Origin of the sequence: Donghicola eburneus (assembly GCF_900115865.1) — a bacterium.
GTDB classification, from domain to species: domain Bacteria; phylum Pseudomonadota; class Alphaproteobacteria; order Rhodobacterales; family Rhodobacteraceae; genus Donghicola; species Donghicola eburneus.
Map to the genome: position 1 here is coordinate 42,391 of NZ_FOXY01000017.1, position 11,846 is coordinate 54,236.

Sequence of the window (11,846 nt, forward strand, 5' to 3'; positions counted from 1 at the left end):
TCTATCGGCGGTTGTCGGACATGCCGTCGCTTTACGCCTTTGTGGCGCTTCCACGGGTGCCTTCGATACGCAGTACCTGCTGGGCCTGCATACGGCGGCGTAGCGCTCTTGATGCGGTATCGATCAACGCTGTAAGCAGAATTGTAACAGCGAGCAAGAGTAGCGCCCGATCTATCCGTAACTGCTGTAAGTTGGCCTGCACATAAAAGCCAAGCGTTGTAATGCCGAGCAGGCCCATGATTGCGCTTTCGCGAAGGATGATTTCCCAGCGGTAGAGACACAGGGCCCAGAAGTTTCCGGTTAGGCGGGGGAAAAGCTCCCAAGCCCAGAAATTCAAACCTCGCGGCGCGTCGGGTCGGATTGTTAGGTCACCGGATTGGCGCCCCAGCAGATGAGCAATGATTGCGCCATTGTGCAGCGCCAGAGCGATGATCGCGGGCAGCATGGAGGGCCCCAGAATTTGCAGGAGGACAAAGGCGAGCATGTACTCCGGCGTAGAGCGGAGAATGACCAAGATACCATGTCCCAGCGTTGCCCCGATGTGGCCGGCCACGCGCGGCACAATGATTGGGAAGCTGAGCGCTGCCATCACTGTCGCACCGCCAAAGGCGATTTGCGACAGGCTGAGGGTCGCGATGGCGCCGGGTAGCGCTTGGTCAACAAGAACCTTTTCAAGCCATGGCAGCCAATCCGCTTCGATCCGCGCGGGGGCGGGCACGAGATCGGTCAGAAAACGCCACACAGCGCCCTGTCCCATGGGGGGAAATGGCACTTGTGCCAGAGCCCAAATCGACATTCCGATAAATAACGGGACCAGCCGCCAGCGCACCCAGTGGCGTAGCGGCAGGATCAGTGCGAGGAATATCAGGAACACCGCTGCGGCTTCGGCATAGTAGGCTTGCTTGAAGTAGCTTTCGAGGTGGAAGCCAAGGGTCGGCAAACCGATGAAACCGAGCACAGCGCTGGACCGAAGCCCACATTCCAGTCGATAGAGGCTATAGGTCCTGATCTGTGGCAAGCTCGCGGGCAGGCGCACCCAGAGCAGGCGGAGCAAGGGAGATGCGACCTGAGGAAGTGCAGCCTCGGCGCGAGCGTCGGCTTCGTCCAGATATTCGGAAAAGACTTTGGCGAAGATACCAGTGTAGGGCAGGCCGATGGCCAGAACGCCTGTCAGCGGCGACAGCCCCGTGATATTCAGCAGCAGCAAGGCCCAGAAGATTTCGTGAAGCGCCCGCATCGCAATACAGGGCCACCTGACACGGCGGAGGCGGTAGAACGGGGCCAGAACAAGTCCGATGGTCGCGCCAAAGGCAACGCCACAAAAGGCAAAGGCAAGCGTGAGGCCTGCCGCGCGCAGCAACTCACCGGGATTATGAAAACTTGGGGTGAGCAGGCCTTCGGCGATGCGGCTTAGGGTCAGCCACGGATCGGGCCCGCCTGCATTCAGGTCGACAAAGAAAAGGGCCAGCAAACTCGACCCAACCAGCCCCAGCAGCAGATGACGGCCGCTCAGGCTCATGAATAAAGGCTCATGATATCAGCTTGTGACAGCGCGTCGGCTGCGCAATCAATGGCGACTTTGCCGGCCCTCAGGCCGATAATTCGTGTCGCATAGCCTTGCGCGAGCGCCACATCGTGTAGGGCTAGCACACTTGTTTGAAACGTTTGGGTGACGGTGCGCAGCAAATCGCGTGCTTGGGCCGGATCAACAGAAGAAACAGGTTCATCAGCGATCACCACCGCCCCGCGACGCAGGAGGGCGCGCGACAAGGCAACCCGCTGCTTTTGTCCACCAGAGAGCGCGCTGACCTTGCGCCGACCAAGGCCGCCAAGGCCCGTCTGTGAAAGCACCTCTTCGACTTTGGCGCGTTCAGTCGCTGAGGGCCAGAGAAGCGTGCGCAAATTGCGGGGTGCGCTGAAGTCGTCCAGACAGCCCATCCACACGTTGTGAAAGACGCTGAGTTGCACAACAAGCCCAGCCTCTTGGGGCGCCAAGGCGACCCGCTGGTCCGCAAGTCGCGAAAACATTGTATGAAGCAAAGTGCTTTTGCCGACGCCGCTGGGGCCAAGCAAGGCGATCCGCTCGCCTTGCTGAACCGAGAGCGAGACGCCAGTGAGCACGGGCGTCTCGCCCCATCCCAGCGTCTCGTTTTGCAGCGTGAGCAGAGTCGTCATCAGTCGATGATGTCGAGGGCGCGGGCCGTGTCCTCGATTGGCTGGTACATAACGTTGTCCGCCGCGATGAATTCAGAGCGCGGGAAGCTGGCGAGCAGGTCCGCGTCATCCATGCCGAGCAGGGCATCTTGGACTTTCTGCGTGAAGCCCTCGCCAAAGCGTGCATCCACGTCGCCGCGGATGGTCCAGTTGTAGTCGGGATAGGGCGGGGTTTTCCAGATGACGGTGGCCTGATCCGCTTCTGGCGCGGCTTCTGCTGCGGCAGTGTCGTAAACGGTGTAGTTGAGCGCGCCGACGTCATAAGCGCCAGAGGCCACCAAACGCAGGGTCTGGCCGTGGTCGCCGCTGAAGCCCACAGTGCTGAACAGGTCTTCGGGCGCTTTGCCGGTCAGCTCGCGGATGTAGAATTCGGGCATCAAACGGCCCGAGGTCGAGGTCTGCGCGCCAAAGGTAAAGCTGCGCCCCGACAGGTCGGGCAGAGCATCTGCTTCGGTCAGGCCGGTATCAGTGTTCGCGATGAAGTAGGTGACAAAGCTTTCGTCCTCGGCGCCTTGGGCGATGGCTTGCGAGCCGGGAACCGCCAGACGCGCCTGAACGCCGGACAAGCCGCCGAACCAACCCAGCTGAATCTGGTCGTTGCGGAACGCCATGACCGCCGCGCCATAATCTTTGACAGGAACGTATTCGACAGCGACGCCAAGCTCGGCCTCAAGGTAGTCGGCGACCGCGCCAAAGCGTTCGATCAGGCGGGTTTCGTCGTCGTCAGGGATTGCCGAAAAATAGAGAGTGTCCGACAGGGCCGGCGAGGCGGTGCAGAGCAGCGCGAGAAGAAGCTTTTTCATAACAATTCCTTTGGCTTTCGCCGGGTCTATAGCGACCCGAGAAACAAGGTTCCAGTACGAAGCCGCCCCGGACTGAAGGTCAGCCGGGGCGGTGTGTTCTGGTCAATTATGGGCGCTTGCCGTGGGCGCCGCCGGGCTTGCCCGGTTTGCCGCCTTTGGCCGGTTTTCGGAAGGGCGTCGCGTCGCCGCCTTTGCCAGCGGGGCGGCCAGGTTTCGCGCCAAAGCCGCGTTTCGCACCGTCAGGTTTGCCGCCCTTGCGGTCGTCCTTGCCAAAGCCGCCTTTGCCGTCCTTGTTGAACGGGCGCTTGCCCGAAGGCTTCCCGCCGCGGTCATCGCCAAACTTGCGGCCTGCTGGTTTCCCGCCGGGCTTGCCGGGGCGGTCGTCAGAGCGCGGTGCGCGGGGACGGTCATCACGATCTTCACGTTTGGTTTTGTCCCAGCGCGGCTTGTCCGACTTGGGCTTGTCGCCAGCGGGTTTGTCACCCCAGACTGGTTTGGTCTTGCGGGCAACGGGGCCATGCGCCTCAACTGGGCAGGGCGTCGGACGTTCAGTGCGTTCAGGACGATCACCTGCAGGGCGAGGCGCACGTTCCGCAGAGGCGGGACGCGGACGGTCGTCATCCTCGCGCTTGCGCTTGAAGGGACGGTCGTTCTTTTCCGCGAATTTCCGGTTTGACTTGCTGCGCGGCTGGGGCTTGGAAAGCTTGGGGGCTTCGTCCAGTTGTTTCAGAACGTAGCCGCGGTCGGTGGTCATCGACGCACCGATCTCGTCCAAGAATCCGGCAACGGCATCGGCGCGAAGCTCGATGTAGCTGACGGTGTCCAGGATGCGCATCGCGCCGATTTCGTCCTTGGTGATGTCGCCGGCACGGCAGATCATCGGCAGCATCCAGCGCGGGGTGACGTTCTGGTTGTGACCGGCGTCCATCTGGAACCAGACCGACTCGGTGAACTCTTCGCGCTGTTTTCTCGGCGCGGGCGCGTCCACGGACATCTGGTCAATCTCTTCGGGGGCCGAACGGCCCGTGTTCAGGGCGCGCAAGTAAGCCAGAGCCAGTTGCTCGACGCTGAAGGTCTGGGTCAGCAGGTCCACAGTGGGCTGTTCTGTCGAGGTAGGCGTATCCTGCCACGACTCGTCTGCCAGCATGCGCTCAGAATCCTTGGCAGCCACTTCTTCGGCGGACGGGGCAGAGCCCCAAGTCGCATTCAGCTTGGCCCATTTCAGCAGGCGTTCTGCTTTCTTGCGGTTCTTCGGGGTCACCATCAACGAGCTAACGCCCTTGCGGCCCGCGCGGCCGGTCCGGCCCGAACGGTGCAGCAGGGTTTCGTGGTTGCTGGGCAGCTCCGCGTGGATCACCAGTTCCAGATTGGGTAAGTCGATGCCGCGCGCCGCCACGTCGGTCGCCACACAAACACGGGCACGGCCATCGCGCATCGCTTGCAGCGCGTGGGTGCGTTCGGTTTGGGTCAACTCGCCCGACAGAGCCACGACCGAGAAACCACGGTTCGACAGGCGCGATGTCATGCGGGCCACCATTGCACGGGTGTTCGCAAAGATGATCGCGTTGGGTGCCTCGTAATACCGCAGAACGTTAATGATCGCGTTTTCCGAGTCGCGGTCATTGACGACCATGGCGCGGTATTCGATGTCAGAGTGCTGTTTTTGCTCGGAGACCGTGCTGATGCGTAGGGCATCGCGCTGGTACTTCTTGGCCATGCGCTCGATTTCTTTGGGCACGGTGGCCGAGAACAGCAGGGTCTGACGCTCTTCGGGGCAGGACCCCAGAATGAACTCAAGATCTTCGGAGAAGCCAAGGTCCAGCATCTCGTCTGCTTCGTCCAGCACCACGGCGCGGACGTTGCTCAGGTCGATGGTGTCGCGCTGGATGTGATCACGCAGACGCCCGGGTGTGGCAACGACAATGTGCGCTCCGCGAGCGAGCGCACGCTTTTCATCGCGGAAGTCCATGCCGCCAACGCAGGACGCAAGAAAGGCGCCGGCATCTTCGTACAGCCATACCAGCTCGCGTTTGACCTGCAGGGCCAGTTCGCGGGTGGGGGCGATGATTAGGGCCAAGGGCGCTTCGGCGGCGCCGAATGTGTCGGCATCGCCGAGAATCGCATTTGCGATAGCCAGGCCGAAGCCAACAGTTTTACCAGAGCCGGTTTGGGCTGACACCAGCATGTCTTGGGTGCCGAGTTCAGGATTGCTCACAGCTTCTTGAACGGGAGTAAGGCTGGAATATCCACGGCGCTCCAGCGCCTGTGCGAGGGTGTTTTTCACGTGCTTGTCTGCTTTCAAGTCAGAGGATTTGGCCGCAAATCCGCAGTTTTCGCGGAAGGGGCGGCGCATCCATACAGCACTAGTCCCGGCGGCAATCGCGCCCGCCTATAGCAATTGATGTGTTCTGTACAGGGTCTTTGCTGAAAAGACTCGTGATTTTCATCTTTGGGGGCAGGATTGTTGGCGCTGACATGCTTGCAATGTGTGTCGTGATAGATAAAACCAACGGGGACAGGGGAGACCCGCGAAAATTATCTATAAAATGGAGGGCGGCATGGCTGGCCAGCAAAATTGGACTGTCGAAGAGGCGCGCGAGATTTATAACAAGCCGCTCATGCACCTGCTTTACGAGGCGCAGACTGTGCATCGTGCCCATTTCGATCCCAATCAGGTCCAGCGCTCCAAGCTTTTGTCGATCAAGACCGGTGGCTGTGCCGAAGATTGCGCCTATTGTTCGCAGTCGGCCCGAAATGGCTCGAAACTGCCCGCGTCCAAGCTGATCGAGGTCGAGCGCGTGATCGCGCAGGCCAAGAAAGCCAAAGAGGGCGGCGCGACCCGCTACTGCATGGGGGCTGCATGGAGCAGCCCCAAGGACCGCGATATGGATGTGCTGACCGCCATGGTCGAAGGCGTCAAAGAGCTGGGTATGGAAACCTGCATGACCCTTGGCATGCTTGAGGATAATCAGGTTTCCCGTCTGAAGGATGCCGGTCTCGATTACTACAACCACAATATCGATACCTCTGAGCGCTATTACAAAGAGATCATCACCACCCGAAGCTTTGACGAGCGTTTGGCGACCCTGACCCGCGTGCGCGAAGCAGGGATCAAGGTGTGCTCTGGCGGGATCGTGGGCATGGGCGAGCAGATGATGGACCGCGTGGAAATGCTGGTCACTTTGGCGAACCTACCCGAAGCGCCCGACTCGGTACCCGTCAACATGCTGATGCCCCAGCCCGACACGCCGCTGGCGAATGTCGAGAAGCTGGACCCGATCGAATTCGTCCGCACCGTCGCGCTGGCACGCATCCTGATGCCAACCAGTCATGTGCGCCTGTCCGCCGGCCGCACCGACATGAGCGACGAGCTGCAGGCAATGTGCTTCTTTGCTGGCGCGAACTCGATCTTTGTGGGCGACACCCTGCTGACCGCCGACAACCCCGAAGAGGACAAGGACGCAATCCTGTTTGCCAAGCTGGGGCTGGAAACCATGGAAGCCTTTACCGAAGGTCGCATTTGTAAAAACGAAGCGGCGGATGCTGCGGCAGCTACGGCGGCCGAATAAGCCAGACCGATGAAGGCTCTGACCCGACACGATACCGGCTTGCAGTCGCTCGCATCGCGCGGACGGCTGCGCCGCCTTGCGCCCCGCGCGGGTCTGGACTTTGCGTCCAACGACTACTTGGGGCTGGCTGGCTCTGACATATTGAAGCGCGCGGCGTTAGATGCGCTAGAGCGTGGCGTCCCGCTTGGGTCTGGTGGGTCGCGCCTTTTGCGCGGCAACCATCCGGAGCACGAAGCGCTGGAGGCCAAGGCAGCCGCGTTCTTTGGGTCCGAAGCGACACTCTATATGGGTGGAGGCTTTCAAGGAAATGTGGCGCTGTTCTCGACGCTACCAGCAGCGGGCGATCTGGTTCTGTATGATGAGCTGGTCCACGCCAGCGCCCACGACGGGATGCGGTTGGGCCGCGCCGATCTGGTGAGCTTTGACCATAACAATGCCGCAGATGCGCGTCTGAAACTGTCGGACTGGCAGGCAAAGGGCGGCGATGGCCAAATCTGGATCGCGGTCGAGAGCGTCTATTCCATGGAGGGCGACATTGCGCCATTGGCCGATTTCGCCGCGCTGGCCCGCGATGTCGGCGCGATCCTCGTGGTGGACGAAGCCCATGCAACCGGCGTGTTTGGATCGGTGGGGCAGGGCATGGCCCATGGCTACGACGGTGTAGAGGTGCTCACCCTGCATACCTGCGGCAAGGGCCTTGGTGTTTCGGGTGCGTTGATCTGCGGGGCGCGGGTGCTGATTGATACGCTGATCAATCGTGCGCGGCCCTTCATCTTTGCGACAGCGCCGTCGCCTTTCGATGCGGCTTTGGTGCGTGCCGCGATCGGTGCTTTGCAGTCCCAGCCGCAGTACAAGGACGCGGCGGAAGCGCGTATCGCCCATGCGCACCAAGAGGCCGCGCGCCTCTGTGGCCTGAACGACCTGCAAAGCCAGATCATTCCCGTGATCATCGGCGCGGATAAACCGACCATGGCCCGTGCCGAGGCGTTGCAGCACGCTGGTTTTGACGTCCGCGGTATCCGCCCGCCGACCGTACCGCGCAATACCTCGCGCTTGCGCGTTTCGATCACCGGCAACGTGACCCATGCGGATATCACATCCCTCTTTGAACACATTTCCCGCCAACAGGAGGCCGCATGAGCGCGATCATCGTCACCGGAACCGACACCGGCATCGGCAAAACGATCTTTAGCGCGGGACTGACCGCAGCCCTTGGCGCGACCTACTGGAAGCCCGTGCAGTCAGGCCTCGAAGAAGAGACCGACACCGAAATCGTCACCCGCCTGTCTGGCCGACCCGCGTTGCCCGAGGCGTACCGGTTGGACATGCCCGCCTCGCCGCACCTCTCGGCCGAAGCAGAGAGCGTTGAAATCGACACCGATCTAGAGATCCCCGAAGTTGAGGGGCCCTTGGTTGTCGAGGGGGCAGGGGGCCTAATGGTTCCTCTGAATCGGCAGGTGACCTATCTGGATGTGTTTGCTCGTTGGCAAAAGCCGGTGATCCTTTGTGCCCGCACGCAGCTTGGGACGATCAACCACACTCTCTTGTCCCTGCGCGCGCTGCGGGCCGAGGGCTGTCTTGTCGTCGGAGTCGCATTCATTGGCGAGCCCGAGCCAGAGGTCGAAGAGACTATTTGCCAGATGGGTCTCGTTGCCTCACTCGGGCGACTGGATGTTATGCCCGAAGTGACGACCGCAGCTCTCGCTAAAGCTTTCGAGGGTATCGACATGGACCGGATCAAGGATCACCTATGACCCCGCTTGAGTTCGACCGCGACCATCTGTGGCACCCTTATACCAACGTCGCCAAGCCTGGCCCTGTGCATCTGGTCAAAGAGGCCGAGGGCATCTGGCTGACTCTGGATGATGGCACCCGCGTGATCGATGCGATGTCGTCTTGGTGGTGCACGATCCACGGTCATCGTCACCCACAGATCGTGCAGGCGATGCATGATCAGTTGGACAGTTTGCCCCACGTGATGTTCGGCGGCCTGACCCATGATCCGGCGGTGGAACTGGGAAAGCGTTTGATAGGCATGCTGCCCGATGCCTTGGATCGCGTGTTCTATTGCGACAGTGGATCTGTGTCGGTCGAGGTCGCCATGAAGATGGCGGTTCAGTACCAAATGGCGATGGGGCGCACGGGTCGGACAGGCTTTGCCACTATTCGCGGGGGCTATCACGGCGACACTTGGAAAGCGATGAGCGTTTGTGATCCCGTGAACGGGATGCACGGGCTCTTCCGTGGCGCGCTCGGGATCGAACACTTTCTGCCGCGCCCGTCGGTGCAGATGGGGCAGGAGTGGCCTGATGATCCCGTGCTGAATGGTGTTGCCGAGATGGAGGCGCTGCTGACCGAGCAAGCCGACAATTTGGCTGCTGTTATTCTAGAGCCCGTCGTGCAGGGCGCTGGCGGGATGTACTTTTACCATCCGCAGTATTTGGTCGAACTGCGCAAACGCTGCGATCAGCAGGGCATTCTTCTTATCTTTGATGAAATTGCGACGGGGTTTGGGCGTACAGGCAAAGCCTTTGCGCTAGAGCACGCGGGCGTTGTGCCCGACATCATCTGTCTGGGCAAAGCTTTGACTGGCGGGCACATTAGTTTCGCCGCCACCGTCGCGACCAAGGATGTGGCCTATGGCATCGGCGAGTCTGAGGCGGGCGTTTTCATGCATGGCCCGACTTTTATGGGCAATCCGCTGGCCTGCGCGGCTGCTTGTGCGAGCCTCGACCTGATGGCGGACGGAGCCTGGCAAACCCGCGTTGCTCAAATTGAAACGCAGATGCGAGAGGATTTGGAGCCTGCGACGGACTACGACGGGGTAGTGGATGTGCGCGTCGTGGGGGCGATTGGCGTGATCCAGATGGCAGAGTGGCAAGATACCTCGATTGCTCATCGCAAAGCGCGCCAGTCCGGCGTGTACTTGCGCCCCTTTGCTCATAATATCTACACCATGCCCCCGTTCATCACTGAGCCAGAGGATCTAAGCCGCATTACAACCGCTATGCTGGATTTGGCTAAGGGGCCGTAATGCGTTCGGAGTGGTTGCAGCGCACAGGATCGCAGAAGGCGATTGTGGTTTTCGGGGGGTGGGCCCTTGGGTCCGCACCTTTTGCTGCGCTGCAGGGGGACGCAGACGTTCTGTTTGTTGAAGATTGGCGTGACCTTGATGGGGATTTGCCTGATCTTGGGGTCTACCAATCCCGAGCGCTGATCGCGTTCTCTTTCGGAGTGGCTGCTGCGGGGCACTGGTTGGCGTTATATGGGGATCCCTTTGATCGGAAGGTCGCTGTGAATGGCACACTGGATCCCGTGAGTGCCGCGTATGGCATTCCGCCCGATATGGTTGAAGCGACCGCGTCTGCGCTAAGTGAATCGAGCTTTAGTGGTTTTTGTCGCCGCGCTGGCGTAAAGCCTGCTCCGGCCATCGATGTCGAAGCCCGCCGCGCGGAGTTGCGCGCCGTCGCGCAGCGCGGAATGGCACCAGCGACGCGATTCGACCGGATTTGGCTGTCACGTAAGGATCGTATTTTCCCAGCCGCTGCCCTTCAGTCTGCTTGGGCGGACCAATCGGCGGCTGTGCGCTGGCTGGATGCCGCACCCCATGCTCCTTTTGAGGTTGGACAGACGTGGGCGGAGTGGTTGGCATGACTCCTATCCGTGATCGCAAAGTCCATGATAGCTTCCGCCGGAGCTTGCCGAGCTACAGCGCTGAAGCGAGCCCTCAGCGGCGGATCGCCCGCTTGCTCGTGCAGCGCTTGCTGCGTGTGTGCCCGACCACGAACTTCCGAAGCCTGTTTGAGTTTGGCTGCGGGACGGGCCACCTGACCGAACCACTTCACCAAGCTTTGCAGATTGAGCGCACGACCCTGAATGATCTGGTGGCAGATGTGGCGCAGGATATCGTGGTCCCGTTCGAGGCGTTTATCGGCGGTGCGGTCGAAACGGTTGCATGGCCCGCAGATGTGGACTTGATCGCCTCGGCCTCTGCTCTGCAATGGCTGGAGGACCCCGATGCGCTGTTGCGTAGGCTTGCCGAGCATCTTGCACCGCACGGTTGGCTCGCGCTTTCTACCTTTGGACCGCAGCAGTTTGTCGAGCTGCAAAAGCTAGGGTCTGATGCTGGTGCGCCAGGCTATATCACACCGGACAGGATTGGGGCGGCGCTGAGCGCTGACCTGAGAGTTGTTGATCTGGGGGCTGCAACCTTCAAGCTGTGGTTCGACAGCCCAACCGAAGTGCTCCGCCACCTGCGGCGTACTGGGGTGAACGGCCGTGCATCGGGACGATGGACCCGGCGGGACCTAGAGCAGTTCTCACAGGCCTATGTCGACAGATTTGCTGTCGCGGGGCGAGTGCCGCTGACTTACCACCCTGTTTGGGTTATCGCGACCAAACCTTGATTACCCGAACCGGCTGATGTGGCGTTGCAGCACCATGACCGCGCCCTCGATGTCGCGTTTGCGCACTGCCGTCATGATGGCACGATGCTCCAAATCTTCGCGACGGCGCCACCGGTCCGCGCCATGTCGCAGGAAATGACGCGCTGACAGAAGCTGCAGGTCGTCAATCTCTCCGATCAGTCGGGGCATGTCGCAGGCCGCAATAGTCGCCAGATGGAAACCACGATTGGCAGCTTCCCATGTTCTGACGTCTTCGGCTTGATCGCAAATTCTTTGCAACTCTTCGGCGCGGCGAATTTGGGCTTCGGAAAGGCGGGGAATCGAGTGACGCAGGGCCACAGGTTCCAGAGCGAGTCGCATGACCTTGAGCTCTTTGACCGCGTCAGGGTCCAGCGGTGCGACGCGTACACCTTGGCGGGGCAGGGCGACCGCGAGCCCGCGGCCAACAAGATGCAAGAGCGCCTCACGAACTGGCACATGGCTCGCGCCGAACTCTTTGGCGATATGGTCCTGTCGCAGCTTGTCACCGGGTTTCAGCTCTCCCTGCACGATACGCTTGGTTAATGCGGCACTGATAACGTCAGAGCTTTTTTGGCGAACCGTGCTGTCCATTGCGCTGGTGTCTTCCCGTGGTTGTGTGGGGCGGAGTTAACCCCAAAACAAAGGGGGACGACAGACCCCTCCCTACATCTTGTTGCTGTTTGATTTTGAGTATTTTGGATTTTTTTGAGTTTTTTGGATTTTGTGTTGATTTGGGGGTTGCGACTCTTTGTTGGTATCCGTAGAAGGCCCCTCACCGGCGGCGCTGAGGCGCGGTTGGGGCGGACGGGACGGTCGGAAGGCTGGAAGGTTCG

Annotated in this window: 11 protein-coding genes; 6 read left to right on the forward strand and 5 right to left on the reverse strand. The window is 60.7% G+C overall.

Annotation, left to right across the window (positions count from 1 at the left end; translation table 11 throughout):
• Positions 1 to 31 precede the first annotated feature (31 nt).
• From BM225_RS19505 to BM225_RS19520, 4 genes are all read right to left on the reverse strand, one after another.
• The gene (locus tag BM225_RS19505) at positions 32 to 1,519 is read right to left on the reverse strand and encodes a PhnE/PtxC family ABC transporter permease (protein WP_072707569.1); all 1,488 of its coding nucleotides are present in this window, start codon (positions 1,517 to 1,519) and stop codon (positions 32 to 34) included.
• Positions 1,516 to 2,175 (reverse strand): ATP-binding cassette domain-containing protein, encoded by a 660-nt coding sequence (locus tag BM225_RS19510; RefSeq protein WP_072707557.1) that lies wholly within the window; start codon positions 2,173 to 2,175, stop codon positions 1,516 to 1,518. Before BM225_RS19510 ends, BM225_RS19505 begins: the two co-directional genes overlap by 4 nt.
• Positions 2,175 to 3,017: a putative selenate ABC transporter substrate-binding protein gene (locus BM225_RS19515; RefSeq protein ID WP_072707555.1), complete on the reverse strand. Its 843-nt coding sequence runs from the start codon at positions 3,015 to 3,017 to the stop codon at positions 2,175 to 2,177. Before BM225_RS19515 ends, BM225_RS19510 begins: the two co-directional genes overlap by 1 nt.
• 106 nt (positions 3,018 to 3,123) lie before the next feature.
• Positions 3,124 to 5,301, reverse strand: a complete 2,178-nt coding sequence (locus BM225_RS19520) for a DEAD/DEAH box helicase (RefSeq protein WP_072707603.1) — start codon at positions 5,299 to 5,301, stop codon at positions 3,124 to 3,126.
• 274 nt (positions 5,302 to 5,575) lie between these two features.
• Here BM225_RS19520 and bioB point away from each other — a divergent pair, with 274 nt between their 5' ends.
• The 6 genes from bioB to BM225_RS19550 are packed head-to-tail and all read left to right on the forward strand — an operon-like array spanning position 5,576 to position 10,992.
• A complete protein-coding gene (gene bioB, locus BM225_RS19525; protein ID WP_177218665.1) occupies positions 5,576 to 6,586 on the forward strand; it encodes a biotin synthase BioB in 1,011 nt (336 codons plus the stop codon).
• Between the two features lie 9 nt (positions 6,587 to 6,595).
• Positions 6,596 to 7,726, forward strand: a complete 1,131-nt coding sequence (locus BM225_RS19530; protein ID WP_072707551.1) for an 8-amino-7-oxononanoate synthase — start codon at positions 6,596 to 6,598, stop codon at positions 7,724 to 7,726.
• Positions 7,723 to 8,340: a dethiobiotin synthase gene (gene bioD, locus BM225_RS19535; protein WP_072707549.1), complete on the forward strand. Its 618-nt coding sequence runs from the start codon at positions 7,723 to 7,725 to the stop codon at positions 8,338 to 8,340. Before BM225_RS19530 ends, bioD begins: the two co-directional genes overlap by 4 nt.
• A complete protein-coding gene (bioA, locus tag BM225_RS19540) occupies positions 8,337 to 9,620 on the forward strand; it encodes an adenosylmethionine--8-amino-7-oxononanoate transaminase (protein WP_072707547.1) in 1,284 nt (427 codons plus the stop codon). Before bioD ends, bioA begins: the two co-directional genes overlap by 4 nt.
• The gene (locus tag BM225_RS19545; RefSeq protein WP_072707545.1) at positions 9,620 to 10,240 is read left to right on the forward strand and encodes a pimeloyl-ACP methyl esterase BioG family protein; all 621 of its coding nucleotides are present in this window, start codon (positions 9,620 to 9,622) and stop codon (positions 10,238 to 10,240) included. Before bioA ends, BM225_RS19545 begins: the two co-directional genes overlap by 1 nt.
• Complete coding sequence (locus BM225_RS19550; RefSeq protein ID WP_072707543.1) at positions 10,237 to 10,992, forward strand: methyltransferase domain-containing protein; 756 nt, start codon at positions 10,237 to 10,239, stop codon at positions 10,990 to 10,992. Before BM225_RS19545 ends, BM225_RS19550 begins: the two co-directional genes overlap by 4 nt.
• Here BM225_RS19550 and BM225_RS19555 read toward each other — a convergent pair whose 3' ends face one another.
• On the reverse strand, positions 10,993 to 11,604 hold the full coding sequence (locus BM225_RS19555) for a GntR family transcriptional regulator (RefSeq protein WP_092465268.1): 612 nt from the start codon (positions 11,602 to 11,604) through the stop codon (positions 10,993 to 10,995).
• Positions 11,605 to 11,846: the final 242 nt, after the last annotated feature.